At 62.7% G+C, this 15,462-nt stretch carries 8 protein-coding genes; 6 read left to right on the plus strand and 2 right to left on the minus strand.

What is annotated here, in order from left to right; translation table 11 throughout:
* Window positions 1–77 precede the first annotated feature (77 nt).
* From QQL76_RS00735 to QQL76_RS00755, 5 genes are all read left to right on the plus strand, one after another.
* Window positions 78–1,787 carry a sulfatase-like hydrolase/transferase gene (locus QQL76_RS00735; protein ID WP_499205942.1) on the plus strand — a complete coding sequence of 570 codons (1,710 nt, stop codon included), beginning with the start codon at window positions 78–80 and terminating at the stop codon, window positions 1,785–1,787.
* Window positions 1,787–2,773 carry a zinc-dependent alcohol dehydrogenase gene (locus QQL76_RS00740; protein WP_499205943.1) on the plus strand — a complete coding sequence of 329 codons (987 nt, stop codon included), beginning with the start codon at window positions 1,787–1,789 and terminating at the stop codon, window positions 2,771–2,773. Before QQL76_RS00735 ends, QQL76_RS00740 begins: the two co-directional genes overlap by 1 nt.
* 74 nt (window positions 2,774–2,847) lie before the next feature.
* Complete coding sequence (locus QQL76_RS00745; RefSeq protein ID WP_499207081.1) at window positions 2,848–3,216, plus strand: 6-pyruvoyl trahydropterin synthase family protein; 369 nt, start codon at window positions 2,848–2,850, stop codon at window positions 3,214–3,216.
* Window positions 3,217–3,218: 2 nt separating this feature from the next.
* Entirely contained in the window at window positions 3,219–4,283 is a 1,065-nt protein-coding gene (locus QQL76_RS00750) for a glycosyltransferase family 4 protein (protein ID WP_499205944.1), read from the plus strand.
* A gap of 2 nt (window positions 4,284–4,285) precedes the next feature.
* Window positions 4,286–5,116: a class I SAM-dependent methyltransferase gene (locus tag QQL76_RS00755; protein ID WP_499205945.1), complete on the plus strand. Its 831-nt coding sequence runs from the start codon at window positions 4,286–4,288 to the stop codon at window positions 5,114–5,116.
* A 30-nt stretch (window positions 5,117–5,146) separates the two neighbouring features.
* Here QQL76_RS00755 and QQL76_RS00760 read toward each other — a convergent pair whose 3' ends face one another.
* Both QQL76_RS00760 and QQL76_RS00765 read right to left on the minus strand, forming a co-directional pair.
* Window positions 5,147–5,710 (minus strand): cytochrome b, encoded by a 564-nt coding sequence (locus tag QQL76_RS00760; RefSeq protein WP_499205946.1) that lies wholly within the window; start codon window positions 5,708–5,710, stop codon window positions 5,147–5,149.
* Between the two features lie 41 nt (window positions 5,711–5,751).
* Window positions 5,752–6,456: a RibD family protein gene (locus QQL76_RS00765; protein WP_499205947.1), complete on the minus strand. Its 705-nt coding sequence runs from the start codon at window positions 6,454–6,456 to the stop codon at window positions 5,752–5,754.
* A 445-nt stretch (window positions 6,457–6,901) separates the two neighbouring features.
* Between QQL76_RS00765 and QQL76_RS00770 the strand changes: the two genes are divergently transcribed.
* Window positions 6,902–15,379 carry a glycoside hydrolase family 94 protein gene (locus tag QQL76_RS00770; protein WP_499205948.1) on the plus strand — a complete coding sequence of 2,826 codons (8,478 nt, stop codon included), beginning with the start codon at window positions 6,902–6,904 and terminating at the stop codon, window positions 15,377–15,379.
* Window positions 15,380–15,462 lie beyond the last annotated feature (83 nt).

Raw genomic sequence — 15,462 nt, forward strand, 5'->3', positions numbered from 1 at the left:
CTTTTCGGCCGGAAGCCGGAATTATCGCCCCGCGACCCACAGAAGGTCATCGTTCCTCAATTCGGATCGTCCAAGTGATGGCAGATAGATTTCGTTCGGACAATGAAAAGCCCAAGCGGTCTGGCCGCCGGCGGCCCTTCGGGATTTTGTTGCTGATTGCGGCGGTTCTTGCCATTGCCGCGGCACTTCTGTTGCCCAACGACCGATCCCGCTTGGCAGCTGATGCGTTTGCCGCCGTTCCCATCGAGCTGCTCGTCCTGATCATCGCGCTTGCCGTCGTGCCCGGCGTTCTCCGGCCACTGATCCGGTGGGGCGCGGCGCTCCTGCTGGCGATTGTTCTTATCGTGAAGCTCGCCGACATGGCGGCGTTCGAAGCCATGGCGCGGCCGTTCAATCCGGTTCTCGACGCGCATCTCCTGAACGCGGTCTGGGATCTGGCGGTTGGGACGCTCGGACAAGCCGCCGCTGTCGGGCTGACCATCTCAGTCGTCCTCCTGCTTGTGTCGATCATCGTGCTCTCGGGCTTTTTGGTCGGAATCACTGCGTCGGGCGTCAGGCGTCATCGCCTTGCTGCCGTGATTGTTGCAGGCGCTTTGCTTCTGGTCGGTTGGCAAATGCCCAAGCTCTATCCCGCGTCTCAGGGCCTGCATTTCCTTACGGCGTCGACCTCCGGGCTCATGCAGCGGCATGCGACCTCGCTCGCAGCAAGCCTCAAGGATCTCGAGGAATTCGATCGCGAAGCCAGCAATGATCCGGCGGCTGATATTGCCGACGATGTGCTGATGTCGCGGCTTGGCGGCCGCGACGTGCTCTTGTTCTTCGTCGAATCCTATGGCCGGACCGTGCTCGACAATCCGCTCTACGCGCCGTCCATCCGGCCGCTTCTGGCGCAGTTGGATCAGACGGTCGACGACCAGGGCCTGCATGCGGCAAGCGGCTTCCTCACATCGCCCGTGTCAGGTGGCCAAAGCTGGCTCGGTCATGCTTCCACGCTTGCCGGTCTCTGGGTCGACAATCAGCGCCGCTACAACTCGATGCTGGTCAAGAACAGGCAAACGCTCATCGACGATTTCAACCGAGCCGGTTATCGCACGGTGGCGGTGATGCCCGCGATCACGATGGCTTGGCCGGAGGGCACGGCGCTCGGCTACGATATGGTCTATGACGAACCGAACCTCGGTTATGAAGGGCTGCCGTTCAATTGGGTGACGATGCCCGACCAGTACACGCTTGCGGCGCTCGACCGCTTCGAGCGGCTGGCAGATCGAGACCGGCCCCTCTTTGCGGAGGTGGCCCTCATTTCCAGCCACGCGCCGTGGACGCCCATTCCGCGCGTCATCGACTGGGCCACTGTCGGCGATGGTTCGATCTTCTCCGAACAGGCACGGGACGGCGCGACGCCGCAAGAAGTCTGGGCCGATCCGGAACGGGTTCGCACACAGTTTCGCCTGTCGATCGAATATGCTCTGGCAAATCTCGATTCCTATATCGCGGAACGGCTTGCCGACGAGTTCGTTCTGATCATTCTCGGGGACCATCAACCTGCCCGCATCATCACCGGCGAAACGGACAATCGCGACGTGCCCATTCATATCATTTCCGACGATGCGCAGATTGTTTCGGATCTGGCTGTAGCGCTCGGCTTCACGGCAGGCATGACGCCACCGGACGATGCGGTAGCGGAACGCATGAGCGTTTTTCGCGGGCGTGTCGTCGAGACGCTGAGTTCGCCACCAGGCACAGTGAATGACGGGGTTGCCGGCACTCGAAGCGTCGGGCCGACCTGATGCGAGAAGAAGCGGTTGTCGGGGGCGCCCAGGCGTCCTGTCTCACCTATGTCGCACCGGGGCAAGTCGAACTGCGCCCAGCGCCCCTCCGTCTCGGCGGCGGCGACGATCTCGTCGTGTTGCAGGCCCAGCATTCCGGCATCAGCCGAGGTACGGAAAGGCTTGTCTTCAACGGCAAGGTTCCGCCAAGCGAGCATGAGCGCATGCGTGGGCCGTTCCAGCATGGCGATTTCCCGTTTCCCGTCGGCTATGGTTATTCCTGGGTGGGGCACATGGTCGGCGAGGACGGGAAGTCCTATTTCGGCCTGTTCCCGCATCAGGATCACGTAGAGGTTCCACGAGAGGCGCTGACTGCGCTGCCGGAGGGGCTGGATCCCCGCCGCGCCGTGCTCACCGCCAACATGGAAACAGCGCTGAACATCGCCTGGGATAGCGGCGCCGGTCCGGGCGACCGGATATCCGTCGTGGGTGGGGGCGTGCTCGGGCTGCTGGTCGCCGGAGTCGTGTCGGACATTGCCGGTACCGATGTGGAGATCGTCGACATCGACGGCGCACGAGAGACGGTCGCCGATGCGCTTGGCGCCGGGTTCGCAACGCCGGACAGGGCTGCCGAGGATCGCGATGTCGTCATTCACACGAGTGCGAGCGAAGCGGGGCTTGCAACGGCGCTGTCATTGGCCGGAACGGAAGCCACGGTCGTCGAGGCCAGCTGGTTCGGCGCGGCCACGCCCAGCGTCCCGCTGGGCGGCGCCTTCCACAGTCGCCGGCTCGTCCTGAAGTCGTCGCAAGTGGGGATGGTCTCGCCTTCACGTCGCGTGCGCTGGTCCTACAAGCGGCGTCTGGAGATGGCGATGCGGCTTCTGCTCGACGACAAGTATGACCGCCTGATCACCGGTGATGTCGCCTTTGTCGACCTTCCGCAACGCATCGGGGACATTCTTGATCCGAAAGCGGATGGTCTGGCGACGGCCGTGTCCTATCTTTGAACGTTCAACACTTCCCCTTCCTTCACGAGGACTGAGCATTGTCGGAATATTTCGTCGAACTGCGTGACTCCATCATGATCGCCCACTCGCTGCCCGATCCGTTCTTCGGCCCGGCTCAGGGCATGCACGGTGCGACCTTTACGGTCGATGTGCAGTTCGTCGCCGATCGCCTGACTGACAAGAACGTCGTCGTCGATATCGGCAAGGCGATGGAGGCGCTTTCGTCGACGCTGAAGCCGCTGAACTATCAGAATCTCGACGAAATCCCTGCCTTCAAGGGCCAGATCACCACGACCGAGTTCCTGGCCCGGCACATCTTCGACGAGTTGGCCAAGACGGCACGAAGCGGCGGCCTGGGCGAGGGTTCGGAGAACATCAAAGAGATCCGCGTCTATCTCCACGAATCCCATTTTGCCCGCGCCGGCTATAACGGGACCCTCTGATCATGGCAGGCGGTGAGGCTTCGGTCACGAAGCCGATTGCGTTCGTCGTGCCGGGCGACATCGAGACCCTGTCGGGCGGCTATGGCTATGCCCGCGCGGTTATGGCCGCATGGCGTGCTGCGGGCGTGCCCTTCGAGCATATCGTTCTGCCGGGCGATTTTCCGTTTCCGTCGACCGCTTCTCTGGAAGAGACCGAGCGGACGATCGCCGCGATCGATCCGGATCAGCCGATCCTGATCGATGGCCTCGCCTATGGCGCCATGCCCCGGGCTCTGATCGATCGCCTTCAGAGCCGCTTTGTCGTCCTCCTCCACCATCCTCTCGGCCTCGAGACAGGGCTGGACGAGACCCAGGCGAAGGCGCTGATCGAGAGCGAGAAAGCTGCCGTCGATGCTTGCGCGCATGTGATCGTGACGAGTGCGGAGACGGCACGGACGGTCGTCGATCTGTTTGATGTGGCGGAGAGCGCCGTGACCGTGGCGGTTCCGGGGACCAAGCGGCGGCCGCGCGCAGTGGCCGGGGCAACGCCGATGATCCTGGCGCTCGGCTCGTTGACGCCGCGCAAAGGGCACCTCGATCTCATCACAGCGTTGTCGCGGCTCAGGGATCACGACTGGACGGCGCACATCGTCGGTTCCGCATCGGCCTCGCCGCAGACCGCCGACGACATCCGGCGGGCAATTGCCGCCGCGGGCCTTGACGATCGCATTCATGTTCCAGGCGCGCTCGGCGGCGAGGAACTCGACCGCTTGTTTGGCCAGTCCTCCATCTTTGCACTGGCTTCCTATTACGAGGGGTACGGGATGGCGTTTGCCGAAGCGATGGCGGCGGGGCTTCCCATCATCGGCTATCGCGCAGGCGCCGTGCCGGATCTGGTTCCAGCCGAAGCGGGCACGCTTGTCGCCCCAGGCGATATCGATGCGCTGACAGAAGCGCTGGAGGCATTGATCCGTGACGGCGACCATCGCGAGCAACTCGCCGACGGCGCATATCGCGTGGGGCGATCCCTGCCGGATTGGCCGGAGACGGCCGCGCTCATCAATGACACCGTGCGGCAGAAGGCTTGAGCATGACAGAAACGTCCGAAATCAGGGGTTTTGCTGCCGACTGGCTGGCGCTGCGGGAGCCTGCCGATCACGCCTCGCGCAACAAAGAGGTTCAGGCAGCCTTTCTTGCCCACATGGCCCAACTGACAGGCGAAGCGGTGATCGTCGATATGGGCGCCGGCACGGGATCGACCGCGCGCGCCCTTGCGCCGGCGATCGCCAAGGCCAATCCAGGCCTGCGCCAAAGCTGGGTCCTCGTCGATGCCGACAGCCTGCTCATCGAGCGCGCGCGTCAGGAGCTGGCAGGTCTCATCGGCCAGGGCATCGGCATCGAATTCGAGCAGGCCGATCTTGCCAACCGCTCGGCGCTGGAAGGCTACATGGCGCGCGCCGACGTGGTCACCGGCTCGGCGCTGATCGATCTCGTGTCAGCCGAATGGCTCGACTGGGCGGCACAGGCTGCTGCCGAGCACCGAACGGCGCTTCTGTTCGCGCTGAATTATTCGGGCACTGAAACCTGGTCTCCACGACATGCGACAGACGAGGCCGTGCTCGCGGCGTTCTTGGCAGATCAGCGGCGCGACAAGGGGTTCGGCCGTGCTCTTGGACCCGATGCGACCGACTATCTCGCGCAAAAGCTCAGTGACACCTTCACCGTGTCTCGCGGAACAAGCGACTGGCGTCTTGGGCGGGCTGATCAAGCGCTCATCGAGGCCCTTGCAGCAGGGATCGCCGAAGGTATCGCGGCGCATCCCGAACCCACGGCTGCAGTGCGCGAAGAATGGCTCAAGTCACGGAAAGTGGCCGAGACCGTCATCGTCGGGCACGAGGACATTTTCGCGCGCCCGATCTGATCTGCTCGAGCGAATGTCTCGCTTGTTGGCTTACGCTTCCGGTTCTGCCACCCGCTTGCCGATGCCCATGCGTCCGACCACCCCGTCGCGCTTGACGAAGGCGTGGTAGAGCGCCCCGGCGACGTGCAGAATGAGCAGCACGAGAAACACTTTCGACGCGATCTCATGCGCAAAGAGCAGGGTCTCGGCGAGGTCCTCGTCCTTTTCGAGCAGGACGGGGACGTGGAAGAGATAAAAGACGTTGATGCCCTGCGCGCCCGCTCCATAGGCCGATTTGCCGAGCCAGCCCAGGATCGGCACCACGAACAGCATGACGTAGAGCCCGACATGCACGAGATGCGAGAGCGTGCGCTGCCAGCCGGTCAAAACCGCGGCAGGCTTGGGAGCCGTGAAGGCGAGGCGGGATGCCACCCTTGCGATCATGAGCGCCAGCACGGTGAGCCCGATCGACCAGTGTAGCGTGTACATGACGTCGGTGACCGGGTTGTAATCCCGTTCGACCATGATAAGCCCGAGCGGAAAGCCGATCAGGATCAGGAGGAAAATGGCCCAGTGCAAGAAGCGCTGTGCGGGATGATAGGTCCTGCGGATCATCGGCTGCGACCTCCAAGTAGGGGTGAGGTCACGGCAAGACTTCAGTCCGCGGACCACACACTCTGCATCGTGCACTCATATAGCACGTCGCCATCGTCAAACCGGATCAAGCGCACTTCCGGGCGAATGGCGCCGTTGAGGCTGTCGATCGGCGTCAGGTTCAAGCCGCTGACGCCGGATCCGAGGATGATGGGCGCCATCAGGATGTGCAGCTTGTCGATCGCACGGTGATTGATGAAGTGGGAAAGTGTGGAGGCTCCGCCTTCCACGAGAATCCGGCGATAGCCGCGTGCGGCGAGGGCGTTCACCACCGATACCGGATCGAGCATCGGCTTGTCTTCGCCTTCGCCGGGCGGAAGCATCGCAACGCCGATCTCATCTTCGTGCTGGACGTCGTCTTCGCGACGGATGAAGAGCGGCTTTTCCGTGTGGGCTTCGAACAGGCGAGCGTCTGGCGGTGTGCGACGGCCAGGGTCGATCACCACGGCGCGCGGCGACGAGCCATTGCAGCGGCGGACCGTCAGTTGCGGATCGTCCGCAACGACAGTGCCCACGCCCACGATGATCGCATCCGCGTCAGCGCGCAGCGCGTGCAAATGGTCGAGCGCATCGGACCCATTGATGTATTTGGATGCGCCATTGGCACAGGCAATGCGTCCGTCGAGCGTCTGACCCAACTGACCGACCACCACGATCTGGTCAGATTTCGCAGTCTTCAATGCATCCATGTCCACGCTGATGTTCACGTTGAGAATCGCCTTTTGCTGATGCCGCCGCATCGCATTTGCCATGCACTACGACCGTCAGCCTTGAGCGGATTTGTATCGAGGCGGGGTCATGGCGCCGAGACGACGGTCCTCGGCTTCTCATATACGTGATCGAGCGTGGAAAGTTCCGAATGCGATACAGTAGGAAATTCAAAATTATGACAAAGCGGGATGGAACGCGTTTATAAGAAACGGATTAACAGAACCGTTGAGCGCGAATGCGGTGTTTGAAAGCACCGTCACTCACATCACTCAAGCCGCTTGACGACCTCTCAACATATGCGGGCAACGAACGCCGATGAATTTTCAGGACAAGTCCCTCGATGATGGTGCGTTGACCGCAGGTTCGACAGAGCCTCGGGATCCTCGACGATCCAGCAGCGGTGCATCCAGCCGCGCAGCCGTCACCAAAGTCCTGAAGCGTATGAACAAGAACGATTCGATCCGCGCGAGCTATTTGTCCGACGCGGACCTCAAGCAGCTTGGCGCGCGGCTTGCCACGGGCGAGGTGCACACGCTGCCTGAGTTTCGCGCCTTCGATCTCGTGGCGCGCCAAAAGGAAAACGAAGCGGCCATTCTCCAGGCCTATCGCTCGACCCGCGAGGCGAACGAAAGCGGGGAGATGATTACGCCGGCGGCGGAGTGGTTGCTCGATAACCACTATCTGGTCGAGCAGAACATCCGGCAGGTGCGCCAGGATTTGCCGCTCAAATTCTATCGGCAGCTGCCGACGATCGATATGCCGGGTGTCGGCGCTTTGCCGCGCGTGCTGAGCATCGCGTGGATGTACATCGCCCATACGCACAGCGCGCTCTCGATGCAGAGTCTGACGGCGATGGTGGATGGCTACCAGTCGAAAAAAGTTCTGAGGATCGGCGAAGTCTGGGCGCTGCCCTCGATCCTGCGCTTCGTGCTGATCGAAAATCTGAGCCGCATTTCGGTGCGCGTCGAGCATGCGCGCAACATGCGCCGGCTTGCCAACGAGGTGGCCGACCGAATCCAGAAGCTCGAGCCAGGCCAGAGCTGCCGCGGTGTGCTTTCGGAGAACGCCAAGCACACCGAAGACAACGCGTTTGCTGCGCAAATGCTCTATCGACTACGCGACGGTTCGGCCGTCGCCGAGGAAGCGATTTCATGGCTTGAGGCGCGGCTTGAAGAGCGCGGCATGGATGCCGAAGAGGTGCTGGTGCGCGAGCACAGCCGCCTTTCCTTCGGCAATGCCACCATGGGCGCGATCATTCGCTCGCTGCGCAAGATCGACGACACGGACTGGACAGTCTGGTTCGAGACCGTCAGCCGCGTCGACAATATATTGAGAGAGCGGTCGACATTCTCTCGGCTCGACTTCCAATCGCGCGACATCTACCGCGACGCGATCGAGCGTCTCGCCCGCCGGGCCAAGAAGGAAGAGGTTTTCGTTGCCGAGACGGCCCTGGCCATGGCCTCCGATGCGGCCTTGCCGGACGAAGAGCTTGATATCGGACCGTTCGTGGTCGGCGATCACCGTGCCAAGCTTGAAGAGGCCATCGGGTACCATCCATCGATCCGTGACCAGATCTGGCAGCAGGCCAAGCGCTTTGGCTGGCTGTCCATCGCGGTTCCGAACCTCGCACTCGTGCCCGTCTTCATGGCGCTTGCGTGGTGGCTGCTCTCCTCGCTCGGCGTTCCAACCGGGCCGGCCATCCTGTTGCTGGCGTTTTTCCTGCTGCCTGCAACCGAAGCGGCGACGGGTCTCTACAACACGCTGGTCTCGCTCACCGTTCGGCCAACCAGGCTGATTGGGTACGAGTTCAAGGAGGGCATCCCGGAGGACCAGCGCACGCTGCTCGTTGTGCCCTCGCTTATCGGATCGCGCGACGGCGTCGACGAGCTGATCCGCAACCTGGAAGTCCATTATCTCGCTAATACTGCGGGCGAAATCTATTTCGCGATTCTGTCCGACTGGACCGACAGCGATGTCGAGGAGAGCCCCAAGGATCTCGAAATCCTCAATTATGCCAACCAGCAGATCAGGGAGCTCAGCGCGCGCTATGCCTTCGACGGCCGCACGCGCTTTTACCTGCTGCATCGCCGGCGGCTTTATAATCCTGCCGAGGGCGCCTGGATGGGCTGGGAGCGAAAGCGCGGCAAGCTGCACGAGCTGAACCTGCTGCTTCGCGGCGACAAGGACACCACCTATCTCGAGCCGGAAACGCCGCTTCCATCCGACATCCGCTATGTGATGACGCTCGACTCCGACACGCGCCTCACGCGTGACGCCGTCACCAAACTCGCCGGCAAGATGGCGCATCCGATGAACCGGCCGGTGTTCGATGCCGAGACGGGACGCGTGACGAAGGGATACGGCATCTTGCAGCCGCGCGTGACGCCGTCGCTGACGACCGGACACGAGGCGTCCGCGTTCCAACGCATCTTCTCGGTCAATCGCGGTCTGGACCCGTATGTCTTCACCGTATCGGACGTCTACCAGGACATCGGCGAGGAAGGGTCGTTTACGGGCAAGGGCCTCTACGACATCGATGCATTCGAGGCCGCTCTCAGCGGGCGGATCCCCGAAAATGCGGTTTTGAGCCACGATCTGCTGGAGGGCTCTTTCGCCCGCAGTGCGTTGGTGACGGATGTCGAGCTGGTCGAGGATTTTCCTGTCCGCTATCAGGTGGAAGCATCGCGGCAGCATCGCTGGGCACGGGGCGACTGGCAGCTTCTCCCGTTCATCTGCAAGGCAAACAGTGGCGTGACCGCGCTTGGCCGCTGGAAGATGATCGACAATCTCCGCCGCTCGCTGACGCCGATTGCCTGGGTGCTCGGATCGGTGGCCGGCTGGACGATCCTGCCGATTAATGCCGCTCTCTTGTGGCAGATGATCATGATCGTCAGCCTGTTCGTCGCTCCGACCATCGGACTTCTGTCCGGCGCGATCCCGCGGCGAACCGATATCATTCCGCGCGCGCATCTTCAGTCCGTGATCGAGGAATTCGCTTCCGCCACGGCGCAGGTCGTACTGCGCGTCATCTTCATGGCGCACACCGCCTGGATCATGACTGACGCGCTCGGCCGAAGCCTTTATCGCCTGTTCGTCAGCCACGAGAAGATGCTGGAATGGCGCACGGCCGCGCAGGCACATTCCAGCGCGAGCGGCGACATCGCGTCCTATTACAGATCCATGTGGCAAGCGGTCGCCATCGGCCTGCTGGCGTTTCTGATACCGTTCCTGTCGATCGGCAATGGCGGCGAGCTGGTCGCCGTGCCGTTTGCCCTGCTGTGGGTTCTGTCGCCGGCGATCGCCTGGTTCGTGAGCCAATCGGCCGAGACCGAGGATCGGCTCGTTGTCAGCGATGCCGATCGCGACGAACTGCGACGCGTCGCGCGCCGCACCTGGAGCTACTTCGAAACCTTCGTCAACGAAGAACACAACCATATTCCGCCGGACAATTTCCAGGAATCGCCAGCGCCTGTCGTGGCAGGCCGCACATCGCCCACCAATATCGGCATCTATCTGCTCTCCATTGTCTCGGCCCGAGACTTCGGCTGGATCAGCCTTGAGGAATCGGTGCGCCGTCTGGAGCAGTGCGTGCGCACTCTCGACCGCATGGAGAAGCATCGCGGCCATCTCCTGAACTGGTACGATACCCGCACGCTGCAACCGCTGCTGCCGAAATACGTGTCCGCTGTCGACAGCGGCAACCTTGCCGGTCACCTGATCGCCGTTTCGTCGGCCTGCCGCGACTGGGCCGATGCGCCTGCGGCGTTCCTGCAAGGATCGATCGACGGCATCGACGATGTCGCGGGCATTCTGGAGGAGACCTTCAATCAGGTTGCGGACGACCGGCGCACCGTTCGGCCGCTGCGCAAGCGCATATCGGAACGCATCGAAGGTTTCCGCCGGGCGCTCGCACGGTTGAAGCACGAGCCTGAATTCGCTTCTATCCGCACCATCAACCTCTCCGTTCTTGCCCGCGAAATTGAAAAGCTCGCCGACGATCTTCATGGGGAGATCGGCTCGGCGGAGACCGAGCAATTGGTCGCCTGGTCGCGCAGCCTCATCTCCGCCTGCGAGGCGCATGTGGCAGATGCGGTGTTCGAGCCGCAGCAGATCAGCGCGCTGCGCTCGCGCCTCGAAGCGTTGCGTGATCGCACACGCGACATCGCGTTTTCGATGGATTTCCGCTTCCTGCTACGGGCTGAGCGCCGTCTTCTGTCGATCGGCTACCGGGTCGTCGAGAACGAGCTCGACGAAAGCTGCTACGATCTTCTGGCATCCGAAGCGCGGCTCACCAGCCTGTTCGGCATTGCCAAGGGCGACCTGCCCACCGAGCACTGGTTTCGTCTCGGCCGACCGATCGTGCCGGTGGGTGCCCATGGCGCGCTGATGTCGTGGTCGGGATCGATGTTCGAATATCTGATGCCGCCGCTCGTCATGCAGGAGCGCCAGGGCGGCATCCTCAACCAGACCAACAATCTCATCGTCAAGCGCCAGATGGAATATGGCGCGAGCCTCGGTATTCCGTGGGGCATATCGGAAGCGGCCTTCAATGCCCGCGACCCGGAGATGACCTATCAGTACACAAACTTTGGCGTGCCCTCGCTCGGCCTGAAGCGTGGGCTGGGCGAAAATGCCGTTGTCGCGCCTTATGCGACGATCCTTGCCAGCCAGTACCGTCCGCGCGATGCGGTCGAAAACCTCAAGCGCCTGCGCAATCTGGGCGCCATGGGGCGCTATGGCTATTACGACGCGGTCGACTTCACGCCGAGCCGTGTGCCGGAGAAGCAGAAATACGCGGTGGTCAAGAACTACATGGCCCACCATCACGGCATGTCGATCACCGCGATCGCCAATGTCGTCTTCTCGGGTCGCCTCAGAGATCTCTTCCACAGCGATCCGGTGATCGAAGCGGCGGAACTGCTGCTTCAGGAAAAGGCGCCGCGCGATGTGCCGGTCATCACCGTCAAGCATGAGGAAAAGCTGGCGGACAAGGGGACGACCGACCTACGGCGGCCAGCACTGCGGATCGTGGAAAATCCGAAAGTCGCAGATCGGACGGTCGTGCTGCTTTCGAACGGTCATTTTTCCACGATGCTGACGGCTACCGGTTCGGGCTATCAGCGCTGGAACGGCCTTGCCGTTTCGCGCTGGCGGCCGGACCCGACCGAAGACCGCTGGGGATCGTACATTTTCCTGCGCGATACGCGATCGGGTGACTGGTGGTCGGCAACGGTCGAGCCGAAACAGGCTCCGGGTGAGAAGGCGACGGCGATCTTTGCCGACGACAAGGCCGAGTTCTACAAGACGGTTGGCGATATCCGCACCGAACTTGAATGCATCGTCGGCGTGGAAAGCGACGCCGAGGGCAAGCGGCTCACGATCTTCAACACTTCGAAAGAGGACCGCTTCATTGAGGTGACATCGTTCGCCGAACTGGTGATCGGGGCCGATGATGCCGACATGGCGCATCCGGCCTTCTCGAAGATGTTCGTCAAGACCGAGATTGCCCGGCAGGGCGATGCCATCTTCGCGGAGCGCAAGAAGCGGTCGCCCGGCGACCCGGACATGCAGGTGGCACACCTGATCGTCGACAGCTCCAACACAAGCCGTGAGACGCAGGTGGAAACGGACCGCCGAGCCTTCATCGGGCGCGGCCGCACGCTCAGCGAGGCGCAGGCCTTCGACGGGCGCGATGCGTTGTCCGGCAGCCAGGGCTTTACGATGGACCCCTGCCTGTCGCTGAGGCGCACTGTGCGCGTTCCTGCCGGCAAGAAGACGCGGGTGATCTTCTGGACGATCGCGGCACCGAGCCGCTCGGAGCTGGAAGAGGCGGTGGCGCGCTACCGCCATGCGGAAAGCTTCAATCACGAGCTGATGCAAGCCTGGACCCGGTCGCAGGTGCAGACGCGCCATGTGGGTGTCAGCTCGCAGGAAGCCGCCGATTTCCAGCGGCTTGCGCGATACCTCGTCTATCCGGATCTCGAGCTTCGCAGCGGGACGGAATCCTTCACGTCGGGTCTCACGCGGCAGTCGGCTCTCTGGCCGCTCAGCATTTCGGGCGACTATCCGATTTGCGCGCTTCGCATCAACGACGACACCGACCTCGAAATCGTGCGCAAGGCGCTTCTTGGCCAGGAATATCTGCGCGCACGCGGGCTTGTCGCCGACCTCGTCGTGATCAACGAGAAGGCCAGTTCCTACGCGCAGGATCTGCAGAACGCGATCGAATCCATGTGCGAGAATGCGCGCTTGCGCGGCACGGCAGACGGTCCTCGCCAGCACATCTTCGCCGTGCGGCGCGACCTGATGGACCAGGCGACTTACGAGCAGCTGCTCGCCGCCTCGCGGATCGTGCTCCATGCCCGCAATGGCAAATTGTCGACGCAGATCGACCGTGCCGCGGCGGCTGCCCGCGCCTCCGCGGAGGCGGAGCGCAAGTTGAAAGGCCGTCCCGCGCAGGTGGATGACGACCGCCAGGCGTTTGCTGCGCCATCGGTAACATCGCCGGTGGTGCCGGGCCGGGCCGTCAAAGCGCTACCCGGTTCCGCAGCGGTCGACGGCAGCGATCTGGAATTCTTTAACGGCTATGGCGGATTTGCCGAGAAGGGCGCGCATTATGTGATGCGCCTGCGTGCCGGCGAAGCGACGCCCCAGCCCTGGATCAACGTTTTATCCAACGGCACGTTCGGCGGGCACATTGCGGCAGAAGGTTCGGCGTTCACGTGGAGCCTGAATTCACGTGACTATCAGCTGACGCCATGGACCAACGATCCGGTCGAGAACCGGCCGTGCGAAGCCTTCTTCGTTGCCGACCGTCAGTCCGGCCGCGTGATGACACCGTTTGCGGCATTCGCCGAGGATGGGCCCGAAATTTATGAAGTGCGGCACGGGCAAGGGTTCAGCACGTTCACGACCGCGCGCGGCGGTCTCGCGCTCGAGCTCACACAGATCGTCGACCCAGAAAACCCGATCAAACTTTCGCGTCTTACCATTCGCAACGACGGCGAGATCAGCCGGCAGCTCAGGATCTATGGTTACGTGGAATGGGTTCTTGGCGGCAATCGCGGCCGAACTGCCCCCTTCGTGAAATCTGAGCGGCCGTCGGAGAACGTGCTGACGGCCACCAACCCGTACAGTATCGACTATGCCGGCCGCACCGCATTTCTGGCGCTGGACGGTGCCGACAGCTTCACCACCAGTCGGCGCTCATTCATCGGCAGCGGTGGCTCAATCTATCGACCGGAAGCCGTCTATGGACTCTATCCCCTCGACGGTACGCTGGAGCCCGATGGCGATCCGTGCGCCGCACTCGCGAAGGATATCGATCTCGCACCGGGCGAAAGCTGCACGGTGATCTTCGCTCTCGGCGATACGGACAGCACGGCAGAGGCCGAGCGCATCGCCGCGCTCGCATCGCCGGCGCATTTCGATCAGGCCCTCACGGCCATCAACGCCGAATGGAACGGTTTCCTCTCGACGCTTACCGTCGAGACGCCTGACCGGGCGATGGACTTCATGGTCAATCGCTGGCTGCCCTATCAGTCGCTGGCCTGCCGTATCCGGGCGCGGTCCGCATTTTATCAGGCAAGCGGTGCCTATGGGTTCCGCGACCAGCTGCAGGACACGCTGTCGCTGATGCTGCATGACCCATCGCTCGCGCGGGCGCAGATCCTGAATGCGGCGGGGCGGCAGTTCCGCGAAGGCGATGTTCAGCATTGGTGGCTGCCTGCCACGGGCGCCGGCGTCCGCACGATGATCTCGGACGACGTCGTGTGGCTCGGCTACGGAACGGCGGAATATCTTCAGGTGACCGGGGACCGAGCAATCCTCGAAGAACCATTGCCATTCCTGGAAGGTCCGGCTCTTGCGGAAGGTCAGCATGACAGCTTCTTCCAGCCGCAGCTTTCGGACGACACCGCGCCGCTCTACGAGCACTGCGCGCGCGCTCTCGATCTTGCGGTCGAACGCACGGGCCCGAACGGGCTGCCGCTGATCCTTGGCGGGGACTGGAACGACGGTATGAACCGGGTCGGTGAAGGCGGGCGCGGTGAAAGCGTGTGGCTCGGCTGGTTCCTGATCCATGTGCTCGATCGCTTCGCGCCGATCGCGCTGGAGCGCGGTGACACGGAGCGGGCGAATGCCTGGCGCGCCCATATGGAAAAGCTCAGCGCGGCGCTTGCTGGACCCGGTTGGGATGGCGACTACTATCGCCGCGGCTATTTCGACGACGGATCGCCGCTCGGCTCGCATGTCAGCGACGAATGCCGGATCGATTCCATCGCCCAGTCCTGGAGCGTGCTTTCGGGTCTCGGTGATCCGGCACGGTCCGAGCAGGCGATGAATGCGGTCATCGATCATCTCGTCGATGACAATGCGCAGATCATCCGGCTCTTCACGCCGCCTTTCGAAAACTCCGACAAGGAGCCCGGCTACATCAAGGGATATCCGCCGGGGGTGCGTGAAAACGGCGGCCAGTACACCCACGCCGCAACCTGGGTGGTCTATGCCCTGGCCGCGATGGGCCGTGGGGACGAGGCGCATCGTGCGTTTGCGATGCTCAACCCTGTGAACCATGCGCTCGATCGGTCTGCAGCCGACCGCTATCGCGTCGAGCCCTATGTCGTGGCCGCCGACATCTATTCCGGTGGTCCACGCGACGGACGTGGGGGATGGACCTGGTACACCGGCTCCGGCGGCTGGCTCTATCGCGCAGCGGTGGAGGCCATTCTGGGTATCCGGCGACAGGGCGATCGCCTTATCGTTGATCCCAGCCTGCCAATAGGCTGGCCCGGTTTCTCCGCGCAGTTGCGTCTCGAGGACAAGACCTATGACATCGAGGTCAAACGCGATGGGACAGAGCTGCGCATCACCGTCAATGACGTCTTGGTGGAGAATGTGAAGACGGGGATCGCACTATAGCTTGCAACCAAACGCCGCTCGTGGCGTTTGAGTTCGTCCGGCCGATCAAGAAGAAAAACAAGATCACCAATCGGCCGGTGCAG

This window comes from Rhizobium albus, assembly GCA_030160035.1.
GTDB lineage: Bacteria > Pseudomonadota > Alphaproteobacteria > Rhizobiales > Rhizobiaceae > Georhizobium > Georhizobium albus.

Excerpts from the sequence above, each read along its gene's own strand:
- QQL76_RS00735 (WP_499205942.1), top strand. The coding sequence starts at position 78 with ATGGCAGATAGATTTCGTTCGGACAATGAAAAGCCCAAGCGGTCTGGC.
- QQL76_RS00740 (WP_499205943.1), top strand. The coding sequence starts at position 1,787 with ATGCGAGAAGAAGCGGTTGTCGGGGGCGCCCAGGCGTCCTGTCTCACC.
- QQL76_RS00745 (WP_499207081.1), top strand. The coding sequence starts at position 2,848 with ATGATCGCCCACTCGCTGCCCGATCCGTTCTTCGGCCCGGCTCAGGGC.
- QQL76_RS00750 (WP_499205944.1), top strand. The coding sequence starts at position 3,219 with ATGGCAGGCGGTGAGGCTTCGGTCACGAAGCCGATTGCGTTCGTCGTG.
- QQL76_RS00755 (WP_499205945.1), top strand. The coding sequence starts at position 4,286 with ATGACAGAAACGTCCGAAATCAGGGGTTTTGCTGCCGACTGGCTGGCG.
- QQL76_RS00760 (WP_499205946.1), bottom strand. The coding sequence starts at position 5,710 with ATGATCCGCAGGACCTATCATCCCGCACAGCGCTTCTTGCACTGGGCC.
- QQL76_RS00770 (WP_499205948.1), top strand. The coding sequence starts at position 6,902 with ATGAACAAGAACGATTCGATCCGCGCGAGCTATTTGTCCGACGCGGAC.